The organism is Dyella koreensis (assembly GCF_044904565.1).
GTDB classification, from domain to species: Bacteria; Pseudomonadota; Gammaproteobacteria; order Xanthomonadales; family Rhodanobacteraceae; genus Dyella_D; species Dyella_D koreensis.
Genome location: NZ_JADIKD010000004.1, coordinates 25,397 through 42,855, shown reverse-complemented (window position 1 = coordinate 42,855; position 17,459 = coordinate 25,397). Strand labels below are relative to the sequence as shown.

At 64.8% G+C, this 17,459-nt stretch carries 17 protein-coding genes; 10 read left to right on the top strand and 7 right to left on the bottom strand.

The annotated features are described in order from the left end of the window. Positions 1-146: 146 nt before the first annotated feature. Entirely contained in the window at positions 147-1,163 is a 1,017-nt protein-coding gene (locus ISS97_RS00230) for a LacI family DNA-binding transcriptional regulator (protein ID WP_379987380.1), read from the bottom strand. A gap of 404 nt (positions 1,164-1,567) precedes the next feature. Between ISS97_RS00230 and ISS97_RS00225 the strand changes: the two genes are divergently transcribed. The 6 genes from ISS97_RS00225 (at position 1,568) to ISS97_RS00200 (ending at position 5,899) form a co-directional block, all read left to right on the top strand. Further along, complete coding sequence (locus ISS97_RS00225) at positions 1,568-2,026, top strand: SPFH domain-containing protein (protein ID WP_379987381.1); 459 nt, start codon at positions 1,568-1,570, stop codon at positions 2,024-2,026. 161 nt (positions 2,027-2,187) lie between these two features. Beyond that, the gene (gene rsmG, locus ISS97_RS00220; protein WP_379987382.1) at positions 2,188-2,817 is read left to right on the top strand and encodes a 16S rRNA (guanine(527)-N(7))-methyltransferase RsmG; all 630 of its coding nucleotides are present in this window, start codon (positions 2,188-2,190) and stop codon (positions 2,815-2,817) included. 69 nt (positions 2,818-2,886) lie between these two features. Further along, a complete protein-coding gene (locus tag ISS97_RS00215) occupies positions 2,887-3,744 on the top strand; it encodes a ParA family protein (RefSeq protein ID WP_379987383.1) in 858 nt (285 codons plus the stop codon). A gap of 2 nt (positions 3,745-3,746) precedes the next feature. Next, positions 3,747-4,616 (top strand): ParB/RepB/Spo0J family partition protein, encoded by an 870-nt coding sequence (locus ISS97_RS00210; RefSeq protein WP_379987384.1) that lies wholly within the window; start codon positions 3,747-3,749, stop codon positions 4,614-4,616. 113 nt (positions 4,617-4,729) lie between these two features. Next, positions 4,730-5,446, top strand: coding sequence for a glycosyltransferase (locus ISS97_RS00205; RefSeq protein WP_379987385.1), 717 nt, complete (start codon positions 4,730-4,732; stop codon positions 5,444-5,446). 81 nt (positions 5,447-5,527) lie between these two features. Further along, entirely contained in the window at positions 5,528-5,899 is a 372-nt protein-coding gene (locus ISS97_RS00200) for a DUF488 domain-containing protein (protein ID WP_379987386.1), read from the top strand. On the opposite strand, the gene ISS97_RS00195 is transcribed toward ISS97_RS00200, so the two are convergent. Both ISS97_RS00195 and ISS97_RS00190 read right to left on the bottom strand, forming a co-directional pair. After that, entirely contained in the window at positions 5,874-6,845 is a 972-nt protein-coding gene (locus ISS97_RS00195) for a patatin-like phospholipase family protein (protein WP_379987387.1), read from the bottom strand. The two genes, ISS97_RS00200 and ISS97_RS00195, sit on opposite strands and share 26 nt — an antisense overlap. 78 nt (positions 6,846-6,923) lie before the next feature. Continuing rightward, the gene (locus ISS97_RS00190; RefSeq protein WP_379987388.1) at positions 6,924-7,907 is read right to left on the bottom strand and encodes a helix-turn-helix transcriptional regulator; all 984 of its coding nucleotides are present in this window, start codon (positions 7,905-7,907) and stop codon (positions 6,924-6,926) included. Between the two features lie 174 nt (positions 7,908-8,081). Between ISS97_RS00190 and ISS97_RS00185 the strand changes: the two genes are divergently transcribed. Next, a complete protein-coding gene (locus tag ISS97_RS00185) occupies positions 8,082-9,002 on the top strand; it encodes a hypothetical protein (protein WP_379987389.1) in 921 nt (306 codons plus the stop codon). A 115-nt stretch (positions 9,003-9,117) separates the two neighbouring features. Beyond that, a complete protein-coding gene (locus tag ISS97_RS00180; protein WP_379987390.1) occupies positions 9,118-9,942 on the top strand; it encodes a DUF481 domain-containing protein in 825 nt (274 codons plus the stop codon). A 159-nt stretch (positions 9,943-10,101) separates the two neighbouring features. Here ISS97_RS00180 and hemC read toward each other — a convergent pair whose 3' ends face one another. Next, complete coding sequence (hemC, locus tag ISS97_RS00175) at positions 10,102-11,022, bottom strand: hydroxymethylbilane synthase (protein ID WP_379987391.1); 921 nt, start codon at positions 11,020-11,022, stop codon at positions 10,102-10,104. A 138-nt stretch (positions 11,023-11,160) separates the two neighbouring features. Between hemC and ISS97_RS00170 the strand changes: the two genes are divergently transcribed. Then, a complete protein-coding gene (locus ISS97_RS00170; RefSeq protein ID WP_379987392.1) occupies positions 11,161-11,826 on the top strand; it encodes a tetratricopeptide repeat protein in 666 nt (221 codons plus the stop codon). Positions 11,827-11,868: 42 nt separating this feature from the next. Here ISS97_RS00170 and ISS97_RS00165 read toward each other — a convergent pair whose 3' ends face one another. The 3 genes from ISS97_RS00165 to ISS97_RS00155 all read right to left on the bottom strand — a co-directional run bounded on the left by ISS97_RS00165 (position 11,869) and on the right by ISS97_RS00155 (position 14,596). Next, positions 11,869-12,573, bottom strand: coding sequence for a LytR/AlgR family response regulator transcription factor (locus ISS97_RS00165; RefSeq protein WP_379987393.1), 705 nt, complete (start codon positions 12,571-12,573; stop codon positions 11,869-11,871). After that, positions 12,554-13,606 (bottom strand): sensor histidine kinase, encoded by a 1,053-nt coding sequence (locus tag ISS97_RS00160; protein WP_379987394.1) that lies wholly within the window; start codon positions 13,604-13,606, stop codon positions 12,554-12,556. Before ISS97_RS00160 ends, ISS97_RS00165 begins: the two co-directional genes overlap by 20 nt. Before the next feature lie 324 nt (positions 13,607-13,930). After that, a complete protein-coding gene (locus tag ISS97_RS00155; protein WP_379987395.1) occupies positions 13,931-14,596 on the bottom strand; it encodes an alpha/beta hydrolase in 666 nt (221 codons plus the stop codon). Positions 14,597-14,948: 352 nt separating this feature from the next. Between ISS97_RS00155 and ISS97_RS00150 the strand changes: the two genes are divergently transcribed. Next, positions 14,949-17,402 carry a S9 family peptidase gene (locus ISS97_RS00150; protein ID WP_379987396.1) on the top strand — a complete coding sequence of 818 codons (2,454 nt, stop codon included), beginning with the start codon at positions 14,949-14,951 and terminating at the stop codon, positions 17,400-17,402. The last annotated feature ends 57 nt before the right edge of the window (positions 17,403-17,459 follow it).

Here is a 17,459-nt window from a genome sequence, read left to right as displayed (position 1 = left end):
CTCAAGGGTACGAACTACTGTTGTCATGTTGTGGTTAGCGGTGTTGCGGCGAGTGGACGCGTTGCCGCGTCACTCACAGTGAACCGGCTCGTACGCGAGTCGGCCCCCTTGGTTGTTGGCTCAGTCCGTGGCCGTCAGTTCTGTTTTTAGGTCTTGCGGCTACGTTCGTTCGTGCTCGATGCGCGGATCATCAGGTCGGCCGGCATGCGGACGTGCGCGTGCGGCGTGCCGTCGTGGCGGCCCTCGATCTGCGTCATCAGCTGCTCCAGCGCGGCTTTGCCGAGTTCGGCGATGCGCACGCCCACCGTGGTCAGTGCCGGGCTGACGTAACGCGCCATTGGCACGTCGTCGAAGCCGGCCACGGCGATGTCTTCCGGAATACGCAGGCCGGCTTCGCGGATCGCCGCCATGCAGCCGATGGCCATCATGTCGTTGGCGGCGAACACCGCGTCGGGACGCGGATGCATCGCTACCAACTGGCGGCCGGCGCGGTAGCCGGATTCCTCGTTGAAATCACCGGGCAGCACGATGGGTGCGGTGCCCGGCGCGCGCTCGGCCAGCGTGTCGCGGTAGGCCTGTTCGCGCTCGGCGACGTCGTGGTTCTTGGCCGGACCCTGGATGAAGGCGATACGGCGATAGCCGGCATCGATCAGATGCTCCACCACCAGGCGCGCGCCGCCGCCGTTGTCCACCGACAGTGCGGGATAGTCGTCGCGGTCGAGCACCGTATTCATCAGCACCGTGGGCAGGCCCACCGGCAGGTTCTGGCGCAGGAAGGCGGCATCCGCATGCGGCGACATCACCAGCAGGCCGTCCACGCGGCCCTGCATGGCGTGCATGGCGGTGGCCGCTTCGGCGGCGCCGTCGTGCGAACTGGATACCAGGAGCTGCAGCCCGTGTGTGCGAGCGGCCAGATCGATGCCGCGGATCAGCTCGGAGAAGAATTCGCCATAAAGGTCTGGCAGCAACGCGCCGATAGTGTGAGTACGGCGGGTGATCAGGCTGCGCGCGGCGCCATGGGGGATGTAGCGGAGGCGGGCGGCGACTTCACGGATGCGATCCATGGTTTCGGCGGTGACCCCGCTGCCGCCATTGAGTGCACGGGAGACCGAAGCCACGGAGACCTTGGCTTCACGTGCTACGTCTTTGATCGTCACTCCCACGTCGACCCGCTCCCAGAAGCGTTCGGAAGTTCGCTATGGGCGGAACGTAAACGTTTTCATCCGAACTTGTAAAGCTTTTGCAAATCAAGAACTTTGCTGCACCGCAAAATCTATCGGCCGGAAGTTCTAGGGAGAACCAGGGAAAGAATTGGCTCTGCAGTGGGAGAAATGGCGGGTGAGAGGCCATGAAAGGCAGGTGTGGAGGTGCAGCATCGCCATTTGGAACGCCCGGCATGGAACGAGCCTTGCATCCTTTTTCGCAAGGGAAATAGGCCTTTGTGGGGCTTGTAAAAATCCATAAGTTCGCGGTTAAATCACGGTTAATCCAAGCAGCAATCACCAGATGTAAGATCAACTTCCGAAAAATCTAAGCAATAACACGTAACTTACTGTTTTTATTTGCCATGACCACTTTCATCCTGATCACTGCCCTGTTCTTGCTCGCCCTGTTCGCCAGCGCGATCAAGCGCGTGCCTGTGAATCAGGTTTTCAGTGTGTATCGCCATGGCAAGCCGCGCCGCCTGCTGCAGCCAGGTACGCATCTGGTGTGGCCCGGGCTGGATCGCGTTGGGCATCGCATCGATCTCGGCGGTCAGGTGTTGCGTTTCCAGGAGCCGCTGGCCGACGCGCATGACGTGCGTGGCACGGTGTACTGGCAGGTGCTGGAGCCGGAGCGTGCTGACGCGGTGATTGAGCAGGCGGACCAGTTGATTCGCGGCGGCGCCATCGACGCGCTGCGCGAGGAACCCGAAGCGCTCAATGCTGATCGCCGCGATCTCGGCACGCATCTCAAGCAGGCCTTGAACAAGGCGCTGCGCGAGCGCGGCATGATGGTGACGCGGGTGGAGCTGGATTTCGCCTGAGCTGAAAGCATTCGTGAGGCCGCCTTAAGAGCGCCCGCGACAAAGGGGAACTTGAGTGTCTTGAAACCCGCTTCGGCGGGTTTTTCTTCGTCCGTCGCGCTGGCGTCGGCGGCGCCGCGCCGGGATACTGCCGCCCTTTCGTCACCGCCATAGGACTCCTCATGACCGCCCGCGATGTATTGCAGACCCAGCTGGAACGGGGCATCGCCGCGCTAGGCCTGAAGCTGCCCGATGATGCTGTTGCGCGTTTGCTGGACTACCAGGCGCTGCTCGAGCGCTGGAACGCCGCCTACAACCTCACTGCCATCCGCGACCCGGCAGAAATGGTCACCCGCCATCTGCTCGATTCGCTGGCGATCCTGCCTTACGTGCAGGGCGATACGCTGGCGGACCTCGGTACCGGCCCCGGCTTGCCTGGCATACCGCTGGCTATCGCCGCGCCGGGCCGGCAGATCCTGCTGGTCGATTCCAACGGCAAAAAGGTGCGTTTCCTGCGCGAAGCGATCCGCGCCCTGAAGCTGGACGGCGTGCGCGCGATGCAATCGCGCGTGGAAGAGGTGGAAGGCCAGTTCGACTGCATCACAGCCCGCGCCTTCGCCAGCCTGGAAGATATGTTGGGTTGGGGCGGCCACCTGCTGGCGCCGCATGGCATCTGGCTGGCGATGAAAGGCAAGCAGCCCGACGACGAGTTGCCGGGCGTGCCCGCCGGTTTCGCGGTGCAAGGTATGCATGCGCTTGCCGTACCCGGGCTGGAGGCGCAGCGGCACTTGGTAGTGATTGGCCGGGCGTGAGACCCGCCCGCGCCGGGAAGCAATGGTAATCTAGCCCCCTTTTTCCACGTTCACGGCATCGACGACACCATGGCTCGCATCATCGCTGTCGCCAACCAGAAGGGCGGCGTCGGCAAGACCACCACCGCCGTCAACCTCGCTGCCGCACTCGCTGCGGCGAAGCGCAAGGTGCTGCTGGTCGATCTCGACCCGCAGGGCAATGCGACGATGGCGTCCGGCGTGGACAAGCGCGAAGCCAAGCCCAACGGCTGCGAAGTGTTGCTGGAAGAGGCGCCGATCGAGAAAGCCATTGTCACCACCGAGGCGCACTACGACCTGCTGCCCGGCAATGGCGACCTGACCGCCGCCGAACTTAAGCTGATGGACGCCATCGCGCGCGAAATGCGGCTCAAGGAACAGCTGTCGAAGGTCCGGGACAAGTACCACATCATCCTGATCGACTGCCCGCCGACGCTGCACCTGCTCACGCTCAACGCACTGACTGCGGCGGACGGCTTGCTGATTCCGGTGCAGTGCGAATACTTCGCGCTGGAAGGTCTCTCCAGCCTGCTCGACACCGTCAAGGCGGTGCGCCAGCGCCTGAACCCGAAGCTGGAGATCGAAGGCATGCTGCGCACCATGTACGACGTGCGCAACAACCTCGGCAACGAAGTTTCGGCGCAGCTCACCCAGCATTTTGGCGACAAGGTGCTGCGCTCCATCATCCCGCGCAACGTGCGTCTGGCCGAGGCACCCAGCCACGGTCAGCCGATTCACCTGTATGACCGCAGCTCGCGTGGCGCCATCGCCTATATCGGCCTTGCGGGTGAAATCATCCGCCGCGAACGCGGCCAGGCCACTACCAGCGTAAGCGAGGTAGTGACGGTGCCATTGCGCGACGAACCCGAAGCGACGCTCGATACCGCTGTCGACATTCATCAGGAGTAAGCATGGCCGCAGCGAAGAAACGAGGCCTCGGACGCGGGCTCGATGCCCTGCTGGGTGGCGACGGCGAGGGCACTCCCTCGGTGATCGAACAGGAAGGCGAGCTGCGCATGCTGCCGATCCAGTACATCCAGCCTGGCAAGTATCAGCCGCGCCGCCACTGGAACGACGAGGCGCTCGATGAGCTCGCCGCATCGATCAAGGCCCAGGGCCTGATCCAGCCGGTGGTCGTGCGTTCGATCGGCAAGAACAGCTATGAGCTGATCGCCGGCGAGCGTCGCTGGCGCGCCGCGCAGCGTGCCCAGCTGAGCGAACTGCCTGCTTTGGTAAAGGAAGTGCCCGAGGTCGCCGTGCCGGCGATGGCGCTGATCGAGAACATCCAGCGCCAGGACCTCACCCCGCTGGAAGAGGCCGACGCGCTCAAGCGCCTGATCGACGACTTCGACCTTACCCATCAGCAGGCCGCCGACGCGGTCGGCCGCTCGCGCGCTGCCGTCTCCAACCTGCTGCGTCTGACCGACCTGCCCAACTCCATCAAGAAGCTGCTGGACGAAGGAAAGCTGGAAATGGGCCATGCCCGCTGCCTGCTCACCCTGCCCGAGCGCGATGCCGAAGGACTGGCGCTGGAAGCGGCGCGCAACGGCTGGAGCGTGCGCGAACTGGAAGAAGCGGCACGCCGCGCGCAGACCGCGCCCAAGGGCAAGGCCAAGAGTGCGCCTGCGCGCGACCCCAATGTGGCCGACCTGGAGCGCGAGCTCGCCGAGCGTTTCGCCACGCGCGTCGAACTGGCGCAGGGGCGTGGCGGCCGCGGCAAGCTGGTGATTCACTATCACAGCAACGACGAGCTGGAAGGCATTCTCGGCAAGATCCGTTGATGTAGGGGCCGCAATGGCGCGGCCGCTTGCCTGACGCAGCTCAGCCGTAGGCACTAGAATGCGTCGCCTCGCGCCGCAAGGCGCACCTGTTTCCGCAAGCCAAGGCTGCTCCCATGCCGCAATTGTCCGTCGTCGTGCCGGTGTTCAACGAGCGCGACAACATTCCCCCGCTGCTCGCCGAAATCGCTGCCGCACTGCGCGGCAAGATCGAGTTCGAGATCGTCTATGTGGACGACGATTCGAGCGACGATAGCGTGGCGGTGCTCGCGGCCGAAAAGGCCAGCTATCCGGAACTGCGCATCGTTCGCCATCTGACGCGTAGCGGTCAGAGCACCGCCGTGTGGAATGGCGTGCGCGCCGCGAAGTCGCCGTGGATCGCCACCCTCGACGGCGACGGCCAGAACGACCCCGCCGACATCCCCAAACTGCTGGCCGCGCGCGCCACTGCCGCGGAAGACGTGCGCCTGTTCGCCGGCTGGCGCACCACGCGCCGTGACAGTTTCAACAAGCGCATTTCTTCCAAGATCGCCAACGCGGTGCGCTCGCGCATGCTCAAGGACGCCACCCCGGATACCGGCTGCGGCCTCAAGCTGTTCGAGCGCGACGTGTTCCTGCGTCTGCCCTATTTCGATCACATGCATCGCTATCTGCCGGCGCTGGTCAAGCGCGCGGGTTTCCAGAGCCAGAGCGTGCCGGTGGGACATCGTCCGCGCACGGCGGGCACGTCCAAGTACGGCATGCTCGATCGCCTGTGGGTGGGTATCGCCGACCTGCGTGGCGTGGCCTGGCTGATGCGCCGTGGCAAGGTGACGCGCGTCGAAGAACTCTGACGCGGCGGGCGCGGCCTTGTCGCGCCCATCACATGCCGGGCGTATGCTGGAAGATCGCCGCCAGCTGATGGGGCCGCTCCCATGGGCATTGTCGTCAAACGCGTCTATGAGCCCGCCACCAAGGCGGATGGTTATCGTGTGCTGGTGGACCGGCTGTGGCCGCGCGGTCTGAAGAAGGAAGACGCCGCGCTCGATGCCTGGGCCAAAGAGCTGGCACCTTCGGTCACGCTCCGGCGCTGGTTCGGGCATGATCCGTCCCGCTGGGATGCGTTCCGGCACCGCTATGCCAGCGAGCTCGACACCAAGGGCGAACACTGGCGCGCGTTGGCGGAACAGGCCACACGCCACCGCCTTACGCTGTTATTCGGCGCGCGCGACGAAGAACACAACAACGCGGTAGCGCTGAAGGCTTACCTGGAGGCCTGGCTCAAGGGGCATGGCCCGCAGCATTGAGCGGACGCGGCGGCTTCCAGGTGGTCAGCACCTCGCGTGCCTGGGTACGGCCCAGCTCGATCAACTCACGCGCGCGATAGAACTCATACGCCATGGAGATATTGCGCGGCAGCTGGATCAGCAGATCAGGCGCGTAGGCCGCCAGGCGTAGGCGCGCCAGATTGGCCTGCATCAGATCCATCGATTGCGTCAGCAGATCCAGCACGCCGGGATCGCGCGGTCTGGGTTCGGCATCCTTGGGCTCGCTGTGGGGTATCAGGCGACCGATGAATTCACTGATGCGCCCGCGATGGGCGCTGTGCGTTTCCGCGGCGCGATCGCCCTGCACATCGGGCCGGGTTTGCTGGATGGCGCCGTCCACGCTTACGGCAAACAGATAGTCGGCCGGTTCGCGGATCAGTGGCGTGACCGGTACCGGATTAAGCAATCCGCCATCGACCAATCGCCGTCCATCGATCACCTGCGGGCGAAACACGGTGGGAATGGCGATGGAGGCACGGATGGCGTCGAACAGCGAGCCACGTGTGAGCCACACCTCGCGTTCGCGGTCGAGGTCGGTGGCCACGGCGGTGTAGGACAGCGGCAGGTCTTCGATCCGTGCATCGCCGATCAACCCACGCAGCGTTTCGATGATGCGCTCGCCCTTGATCAGCCCACCGCCGGAAAAGGTCCAGTCGACCAGCTTGAGCACATCCATTTTGGCCAGCGCGGAAACCCAGTCGCGATACGCATCCAGTTTGCCTGCGGCATAGATGCCGCCGATCAGTGCGCCCATCGAGGTGCCGGCGATGGCAACAATGCGATAACCCTGCCGCTCGATCTCTTCGATCGCGCCGATATGCGCCAGCCCTTTCGCGCCACCGGCACCCAGCGCGAGCGCCACCGTCGGCTGGCGTGATGTCGGGACAGGCAAGGCGCTGGAAGCGGCGATATCGGTAGGACTCATAACGGACACATCGCGCAGACGGTTTGAACTAGCCTCCGCGCAGCCGCGTCCCTTTGCAAGACGCGGCGCTTTTCATGCTCAGCGCGGCGCTTGCTGGTAACCGCCCAGGGCCAGCTGCAGCTGGATCTTCATTTCTTCGCGCAAGGACAGCGGTGCGACCACTTCCGCATCCGGACCGTACTTGAGCACGTCCATCAGCAGTTCCTTGGAGTTGGAATACGGCACCTGCAATTCGTAGCGGCCATCCGGCAGCCAGTCGCCCTTCTGCTGCGAATGCCAATGCTCATCGGCAACCCAGCGTGCGGCGTGTTGCGAGAAGCGAATCGTGGCCCAGGCTTTCGGCTTGCCGGCGAAGATGCCGTAGCTGGACGCAAGCATGTCGTTGAGCTCGTTGTCGGCCACATCGCGCGCGAGCGCATCCAGCGTCTGCGGCTCGGCGATGCGATCCACGGCGAAGCTGCGCAGCGCTTCGCGATCATGGTCCCACACGTCCAGATACCAGTTGTCGCGGTAATGGGTAAGGCGCTGCGGCGACACCGTGCGCTTGCTGTCGGCGTTGGTGGTGCGCGCGCGATAGCGGAAGCGCAACTGCTTCCGCTCCAGCACCGCGCCGGCCACGATGCGGAACACCTGCTGGTCGAGCTTGCGCTCGCCCCAGGCGATCACGCGGATGCGCTCGATCGGCAGCGCCTTGCCGCTGCCCTGGTCGGACAGCAGGTGTTCGATGCGCGCCTTGAACGGCGCCAGCGCGCCGGCGAGCACGCCGGGGCCGCTGCGGCCGATCAGTTCGTTCAACGCCAGCAGAGCGGCCAGTTCGTCGGAAGTCAGCCACAACCCCGGCAGCTCGAAACGCTCGCCTTCGGCGGCTTCGTAGCGGAACGCGGCATGGTCGCCGCCAGCACTTTCGATCGGCGCGCCGAGTGCGTCGCGCAGAAACGCCACGTCGCGATACAGCGTGGCGCGCGAGCATTCCAGTTCGTCCATCAACCGCGGCAGCGGTACCGGATAGTGCGCCGACTTCAGCAGCCGGTGCAGAGTGAGAATGCGCTCGTAACGATCCATGACATAAGAGCCTGTTCAAGATACCGCTGGGCCCGTGTGATGGGTTATATGCGGTCAGAGGGCGGAGCGTGGCGCATCGCCGGTGGCGGCCGCAAGTACGCAAAGTCTGGCACGTCAGGTGTCCATGCCGGTGTGAAATCCCCTAGACTCCAAAGGCTCTCTCACTGGAAACAGATGCCAGAGCAAGCCGAGATGCCGGGCGATACCCCACCCACCCGTGACGACAGCCACATACCGCCACACCCCGGTCTGATGGTCATGACCCTGCAGGTGCTGGCGATCAGCGGCTACGGCCTATGGCTGTTGCTGGGATTGGCACTCGGGCTGGGCATCTATCCCGCTGGCCGGGGCGATGCGCTGGTGCCGCTGGCGCTGGGCACGGTGCTGGTCAGCATTGGTCCGCTCCTGGCTTTGCCTGGCCTGCCCTGGATGCCGGACTGGCTTGGCTGGCGCTTTGGTCGCGGCAGCCGCCCCACTCGTGAAGGGCTGTTGGCGCTGGTCACCTATCTGCCAATGCTGGCGATCGCCGGCCTGGTCCGCGGCGACAACGCGTTCTGGGCCACCCGCCTGTCCGGCGCGGCACTGGCCTTCTGCAGTCTGGCCTGCTTGATCTATACCTCGCGCGGCGCCTATCGCCAACGTGCGCCGGCCTTGGCGCCGCTGTGGAGACAATGGCCGCTGGGCCGGGTTGTTTCGGCGTGTTACGCCGGTGGTCTGTGGCTGTGGTTATGCCTGGTGGGCCAGGAGGGTGAGCCAACACCGATCACCTCCACGCCCTGGATTCTTGCCTTGCAGCTATTGGCCCTGTTGCTCGGTTGGGCGGAAGGCATGCGCTGGCAAGCCCTGCGGCGCGCGGAAGGCGGGCTGGAACTGGCTGCTTCATCGCGGCCGCCGGAACTGTGGGCGGGGCGATTTGTTGCCGCGACACTGATTTATGTCATTCCTTGTGTAGTACTGCTTCTGGCCCAAGTGCTCGAGCAGCGCGTGCTGTTAGTCGCTCTGGCCGCTGTCAGCTGTGTGGTGGGCAAGAGCGTTGAGCAGCATTTGTACGACGCGGCGCTCGCCATTCGCCGCGACCCCGGCCATAGCGCGTGAATGGCGCTGCCAGGCCGTTTCCGCCCCCTTTTAGGCGGGTTTGTTCACTGCAAGTTCAAGCCCTTCCTTTAAGGTGCCTCGCTTACGTTTGTTTAACGAAATGTGGATTGTTCCCATGAGAAAAACCCTGATCGCCGGCCTGCTGCTTGCAGGCTTCGCCAGTTTCGCCGCCCACGCCGACGACGCGACCAGCACCGATCCGGCCAGCAATCCGGCCACCAACGGCGGCTGGAGTGGTTCGGGCGAGTTCGGTTTTGCCTCCGCCCGCGGCAATTCCCGCACCGAGAACGTCAACGCCAAGCTCGGCCTGAACCAGGAAAACGAGCTGTGGAAGAACAATTTCTTCCTCAACGGCATGCGTTCCAAGGGTGAGGTGAAGGTGGTCGACTCCACCGGCGCCGAGATCGACAAATTCAGCACCACCGCCAATCGCTACGACACCGGTGCGTCGGTGGGCTACAAGCTCGATCCGCGCAGCTACATCGTGGGCGCGGCCCGTTACGAGCACGACGATTTCGGCGCCAACCTGTGGCAGGGCATCGTCTCGATCGGCTACGGCTACATCGCGCTGAAGACCGAGAGCACCGAGCTATCGTTCGAAGCCGGCCCGGGTTACAAGCGCTACCGCCCGGCGGATCGCACCGTGGACATCAATGGTGTGAACGTGGTGCAGCACCAGGACACCCAGGGTGAAGTGGTGGGCCGTGGTCTGGTCAACTACAAGTACCGCCTCACCAGCAACACCGCGGTGGAAGATACGCTCCTGCTCGAAGCGGGCTCGAAGAACAAGTATTACCAGAACGACATTGGCCTCTCGGTCAGCATGACCAAGAAGATGGCGCTGAAGGTCGGCTATCAGGTCCGCTACAACAGCGATGTGCAGCCGGGCACCAAGAACACCGACACGCTGATGACCACCAACCTGGTCTACAACTTCTAAGCCTGCCCAGGCGTCGCACACCACGGCCCCGTCGCTATGCGCAGGGCCGTTTCATCGGCTGTAGGAGCTCACCCTGTGGGCGACCGCGTTGGCAGTGACGCCTTCGTAGGCTTGTCGCGCACAGGGTGCGCTCCTACGGCGGCGTAGCTCTCAGAACCTTCAGTGATGCCCCAGAAAAGCGGCCGCACCTTGCGCAAACAAGGCATCCGCCACCTGCCGGCCGAGCGCCTCCGCCTGATCACTGTCGCTGCCCGCCTCGGCGTGCAAGAGACGGCCGCTGGCGGCGTCGCCCACCAAACCGCGCAGATGCAGCCCGCGCTCGGTGACCACGCACCACGCACCCACCGGCACTGTGCAGCTGCCGCCCAGGGCCTGATTCATGGCCCGCTCCGCCGTGACAGCGAGGCGGGTTTCGGCATCGTCCAGTGCCGACAGCAGCTTGAGTACGGCCGGCTGATCGCTGCGTGCTTCGATGGCGATGGCGGCCTGGCCTGGCGCGGGCAACCAATCCGGCGCGGCCAGCCGGCCGCGGATACGCCCGGAAAGACCGAGGCGTTCCAGCCCCGCACAGGCCAGCAGGATCGCGTCGTAATGCCCGGCATCTAGTTTGCTGAGGCGCGTGCCAACGTTTCCACGCAGATCGAGCAACGTCAGATCCGGCCGCACGGCGCGCAGCTGCGCCTGACGGCGCAGCGAGGATGTTCCCACTCGCGCTCCCAGCGGCAACGCCTTCAGATCGGCGTAGTCGTTGCTGATGAAGGCATCGGCCGCATCCGCGCGCGGCAGGATCGCCGGCAGCGCGAAGCCGGGTTCCAGCTCGGACGGCACGTCCTTGAGCGAATGCACGGCAAGGTCGGCGCGGCCTTCCAGCATGGCCACCTCCAGTTCCTTCAGAAACAACCCCTTGCCGCCAATAGTGGCCAGCGGCTTGTCCAGGATTTCGTCGCCGCGCGTGGTCATCGGCACCAGCTCGACCGTCAGGTCCGGATGCGCGGCGCGCAACCCGGTGGCCACGTGCTCGGCCTGCCATAGCGCGAGGGCGCTCTTGCGGGTGGCGATGCGCAGGATCGAAGGAGTCATGGAAAACGCAGCAGCTCAGAAGAGGTCGCTATTGTCGCGTAAACGGCGCCAGGCCGCAGGCAGTCGTGCGTTACGCATCGTCGCAGGCCGCGTTATGCTGACCGCCGGGGTGGGGTTGCTGACCAAGGAAGCATTGTCATGAAGACTACCGTGCGTGCCCTAACTGTCTTGCTGTCTCTGGTTATCGCCGCGCCTTTGCTGGCGCAAGCATCGCCGCCCGCGGCGAACCGGTTGCCAGTCGTTCTTCCTGACGGCAAGCCCTACGCCGATCCTGATTTTTCTGCGCGTGGCCTACCGGAGGCACCGTATCCCGGCACGCGCATGCCGATGCAGCTACCGCAACTGTCACCGGTGAGGCGACTGAGCTACGAGGGCTGGTGGGCCGCGGTGACCAATCGGCCCAGTGCGGCGCGGCTGAATTTCGCGCGTGCGCTGCGTATTACGCCCAACGATCGTCGTCTGTTGTGGAGTTACGGCTGGGCGCAGCTCAACATGGGTGAGCCAGCCATGGCGATGGCCGCGTTTCAGCGCAATCTCGCCCTGCGCCCGAATAACCGCCCGCGCTGGTTGCCGATGGCGATGGCCCTGACCTACACCGCCGCTGGCGAACGCGAGGTTGCCGTGGCCTGGTATCGCAGTGCGGCCCTCAGCGATCCGCTGCAATGGGGCAGCGACAACCAGGTCTTGCGCACCACGTTGGAATGGACGCCGCAGGAGCGTGCCTTGGTCAGCCAACTGCTCGAATACGCCGCACAGGGTGATCGCGCCGAACCGGCATCCTTTGCCCGGCTGGCGGAGCGTTGATCCACGCACTGAAGCGCCCTCCCCCCGGGAGTGAGGGCGCTCCTAAGTCATCCGCAACAACTTCCTCAGCCCCGGCAAATTACGCCGGCTGACCTCTGGTGTGAGCTGGGTGCCGCCGAGCCGCGCCAGTACCCGGCCATCGCTGAGGGTTTTCAGGCCAAGCAGCCGCTGCGGTGGCACCAGGCAATTGCGGTGCAGGCGGATCAGCTGGTCCGGATAGGTTTCTTCGAGCTGGCGCAGCGATTCCTCCAGCAGCAACTGGCCGCCACGGTGTTGCACCACCACGTACTTTTCCTCGGCCAGCAGGCAGATCACTTCGTCCAGGGCAATGCGCACCTGTTCGCCGCGCAAACGGCCGCGCAGATAACTAGTGGCTTCACGCGGTGCGGCCGCAAGGCGTTGCCGCGCGCGCAACAAGGCATCGCGCAGGCGATCGAGGCGCACCGGCTTGAGCAGGTAATCCACGGCGCCCAGCTCAAAAGCCTGCACCGCGTGATTCTCGTAAGCCGTGCAGAACACCACTTGCGGTACCAGCCGGCCAGCCAGCCGCTGCGCCAGCGCGGTCCCAGTAAGGCCCGGCATATTGATATCCAGCAGTAACACGTCGGGCTGCAGGTTGCCGATGGCTTCGAGCGCGGCTTCGCCGTCACTCACGCTGCCGGCGACTTCGACGCCTTCGCATTCGCCTAGCAGGGCTGCCAGACGCGCCCGGGCCAGTGGTTCGTCGTCAACGATCAGAACGCGCATCGGTAGATTCCGGTAAAAGCAGCCGCACGACGAAACGCCCTTCACGCGGTCCGGCCTGCACCTGCGCGCGCGGTCCGTAGCGATAGGCGACGCGCTGGCGCACATTGTCCAGGCCATGGCCGTTGCCGCCGGTAGCCGGCGTATCGGGCAACGGATTATCGATTTCGATGGCGATGGCCTGATCCAGTTGTTCGCCGCGCAGGATCACCTCGCCGCCTTCGCGCAGTGGCTGGATGCCGTGACGCACCGCGTTCTCCACCAGCGGCTGCAGCAGCAGGCGCGGCAGCGGGAAGTCCAGCGGCAACGTATCCAGCTCGCGCCGCACGCGCAGGCGTTCGCCCAGGCGCAGTTGTTCGATCGCCAGGTAACGCTCGACCAGGTTCAATTCCTCACCCAGCGTGCCATCACGCGAACTGGATTGGCCAAGCGCCGCGCGAAACAGTTCGGACAGATCTTCCACCGTGCGTTCCGCCGCATCGGGGTCGACCCGCACCAGCGCGGCCACGGTATTCATGCTGTTGAACAAGAAGTGCGGGCGGATGCGCGCCTGCAAGGCTTCCACCTGCGCGTGCGCCACCGCGGCCAATCGTGCCTGCCACTGCGCCAGCACATAGAAATAGCGCAGCATCACCGCACTCAGCAGCGCGGCGATGGTGGCGTTGTCACGCACGAACACAAAAGCGCCGTCGCGCAGCATCTGCATCTGTAGCGCGCTGTCCATCCAGGCCGCGATCATGCTGCTGATGGCCACGATCAGCAGCATCAGCAACCACACCGCGGCATAAGGGAGTCGCCCGGGCAGGCGTTGCAGGGTGGGACGCAGCTTGCACAGCGCTACACCGATCACCATCGCCATCCATTCGGCGAACAGCATGCCCACGCTGTAACCGCGCCAGCCACGGCCGCTGTCGGGAGCCAGCAACATCACGGTGACCGTGAGCGCGGCCATCACCAACAAGGCGAACAACACCGGCAGGCTGCAGAAATCCGGCAGCGGGCTCTGTTCGAGGCGGCGGGGTGTGGTGTCGCGCATGGGCGCACAGTATGCCTAAGAGCCTGCTCACTATCTCTGCGTAGCCCGCGCCGGGATCTGTTTGCCCGCAAGACCAGGAAGAACGAGGGCGTGTATGTCGATACACAACTGAGTGATGACGCAGGATTGTGGGCAAACAGGCCCGGCCCGGAGGGTTGTTCGGCAGTGGGCGCCATGCGGCGGCGCGCGGCTTGGCCTGGCAGCCAGCCAGGTACTGCGCCACGCTCCACCACCTGGCGCCCACTGCCGAACAACGCGGGCCACGCAGAGATAGTGAGCAGGCTCTCAGCAGTGACGCTAGTCGTGATTCAACGCCGGAAGCGATCAGTCGGCCAGCACGCGCCCCAGCCACTGGCGCATATCGACGATTTCCTCGGCGCAGACCGAATGCGGCATCGGGTAGGTATGCCAGTCCACACGATAGCCGAGGCCCTGCAGCACGTCGCGTGACTGCACGCCGCGCGTCAGCGGCACGATCGGATCGGCGGTGCCGTGGCCCCAGAAGATCGGCGTGCCGGCATTGGCCTCGCTGCGCTCGTGGGCGAAGCTTTCCTGCATCGGCAGATAGGTGGACAGCGCGACCACACCCGCCAGTCGCCGCCTATGACGCAGACCACCGGCCAGCGCGATGGCGCCGCCTTGCGAGAAACCGGCCAGCACGATGCGCTCGTCAGGTACGCCGCGCTCGTTCTCGCGCGCGATCAACCCTTCCACCGCGCTGATCGAGGCGCGCATGCCGGTCTCGTCCTGGCGCGAGGTGAGATCCACGCCGACGATGTCGTACCAGGCGCGCATCGGCATGCCGCCGTTCAACGTCACCGGGCGCACCGGTGCATGCGGAAACACAAAGCGCAGTCCCGGCCATTCGGGCGCCACCAGCTCCGGCACGATCGGCGCGAAATCATGGCCATCCGCGCCCAGGCCATGCAGCCAGATCACGCTATGGGTCAGACGGGTGGCGGTTTCGTGTTCGACGGTAGGCAGGGGCATGCGAGGACTGACTGCTGGGAGAATGGGGAGGGGCATGCATGGTGGCGGACATGCCCGGTCGCAATAACCCGGAAACGCACCATCGCGCATTCCGCTTACGCGAAGCCGACAGCCGCCTACGCGGCGATGGGCCGGTGACCGTTGCGAGGCGAGTAAAGGATGAGAAAGCGGCCGAGCGCCGGAAGGCGGGCTGGCGGGCACACAAATGGGCGCATGGTGCCTCCTGGCGAACGCCGTACGGCTGATGATCGTCCAGACTAGTCATCGTCTGCCCTGTGGGATACAGGACCCTTGGCGCTTGCCAGCGGGGCCGGCTTGGTTATGCTCCCCCGTTTTGATTGCGGAGCACCCCATGCGCCGAATGATTCTCGCCGGGCTTGTCGCCCTCGCCACCGCGCCGGCCGCCATGGCCCAGGCGCCGGCGACCGCCAGCCTCGACCTGGAAACCATCATGGCCAATCCCGAGTGGATCGGCGCGGCGGTCGAATCACCCTACTGGAGCGTGGACGGGCGCAGCCTGTACTACTCGCTCAAGCAGGACGGCAGCAAAGTGCGTGATCTGTATCGGGTGGATGTCGCCAGCGGCCAGAGCGTCAAGCTGACACCGGAAGCCGTGGCGCTGGCCGATGGCCCAGCGGTGTTTGACCGTAACCACCGGCAGGCGGCCTATATCCGCCACGGCGACGTGTTCCTGGTGGAGCTGGCGACAGGCCGCCGCGTGCAGGTCACGCGCACGCCGGAAACCGAATCCGCGCCGCGCTTCGCCGCCGACGGCCGCAGTCTCCAATACCGCGCTGGCAACCAGTGGTACGTCTACGACATCACCAGCGGTGTGGCCGCACCGGCCGCCATCCTGCAACTGGCGGACGACCCGCAGGCGAAGCAGCCGGATGCATTAGGCGAGGATCAGCTGCGTCTGTTCTCCACCCTGCGCAAGATCAAGGCTGACAAAGACGTCCAGCGCACCAACGATGATGCGCTGGCCGCCGCCGATCCCGGCCGCGCGCCCAAGACGCTGTACCTGGGCGACATCGGCGAACTGGTCGACACCGAACTCTCGCCCAATGGCCGCTGGATGCTGGTGGTCACTCAGCCCAAAGGCTACAAGGCAGGCAAGGCGCCCGAAGTCACTCACTACGTCACCGATTCCGGCTATTCGGAGCAGCAGGCGACACGTACCTACGTGGGCCGCAAGGATCCAGCACCGCAATCCCTGCTGCTGGTCGATTTGCAGAGCCGCAAATCGTGGCCGCTGAAGACCGACAGCCTGCCCGGCATCAAGGACGATCCGCTCAAGGACCTGCGCGCCAAGGCCATCGCCGCGCTGCAGAAAGCTGGCAAGGGCGATGACGCCAAGGCGCTGAAGGCACCGGAGCAGCGTGCCGTGCGCATCATCTCCAATGCCGATGACGGCGGTGGCGGCGGCATCGCGTGGAGCGAGGACGGCCAGAACGTCGCCGTCCAGCTGCGTGCGATCGACAACAAGGACCGCTGGATCGCCACGGTCGATTTCGACAAACACGCACTTCTCAATCAGCAACGCCTCACCGACAACGCCTGGATCAACTGGAACTTCAACGATTTCGGCTGGCTCAAGGACAATCGCACGCTGTGGTATCTCAGCGAAGAAACCGGCTGGTCGCAGCTCTACAGCAAGGTGCCTGGCGGCAAAGCCAAGGCACTGACCAGCGGCAAGTTCGAAGTCAGCCATCCAGCGCTGAGCGAAGACGGCCAGTGGTTCTACCTGCGCAGCAATCAGACCGCGCCCTACAGCTACGACGTGTACCGCTTGCCGGCAACCGGTGGCGAACTGAGCCGCGTCACCCAGTACCAGGGCATGGACGATTTCGTGCTCTCGCCCGACGGTAAGCAGCTCGGCGTACTGCATTCCGCGCCTTACGTGCTGTCGCAGCTCGCCGTGCAGGATGCGGCCGGCGGCACGCCGCGCGACTTCACCAACACCATGAAGAGTGCTTTCAGTTCGCGCGCGTGGATCGCGCCGCAGATGGTCAGCGTGCCTTCATCGCATGGCGCCGGCACCATCTGGGCCAAGTACTACGGCCCGGCCGATACGGCGGCAGCGGCGTCGCGTCCCGCGGTGATCTTCGTGCACGGCGCGGGTTATCTGCAGAACGTCACGTCGGGCTGGTCCAACTATTTCCGCGAGCAGATGTTCCACAACCTGCTGGTGCAGCAGGGCTATGTGGTGCTGGATATGGACTACCGCGCGTCCGAAGGCTACGGCCGCGACTGGCGCACTGCGATCTACCGCCGCATGGGCCACCCCGAGCTGGAGGATCTGCTCGACGGCAAGGCATGGCTGGTGAAGAACCATGGCGTCGATCCGAAGCGCGTGGGCATGTATGGCGGCAGCTACGGCGGCTTCATGACCATCATGGCCCTGCTGCGCGCACCCGGTGAATTTGCCGCCGGCTCTGCCCTGCGTCCGGTTACCGACTGGGCTACCTACAACCACGAATACACGTCGAACATCCTCAACGAACCACAGCTCGATCCGGAGGCCTACACCACCAGCTCGCCGATCGAATACGCCGACAAGCTGCAGGACGCCCTGCTGATCCAGCACGGCCTGATCGACGACAACGTGCTCGCCAGCGATTCCATCCGCCTGTACCAACGCTTCATCGAGCTGCACAAGAAGAACTTCTGGATGTCGCTGTATCCGATGGAACGCCATGGCTTCGTCCATCCGGATTCGTGGTACGACGAATACCGTCGCATCGATGAATTGTTCGAGACCTATGTGAAGCCTGCGAGGCAGGCCACGCCGGCTGTTACGCAGTGATTGATCCTGCTTCGCCAGAGACACAGGCCACCTTCGGGTGGCCTGTGTCGTTTCAGA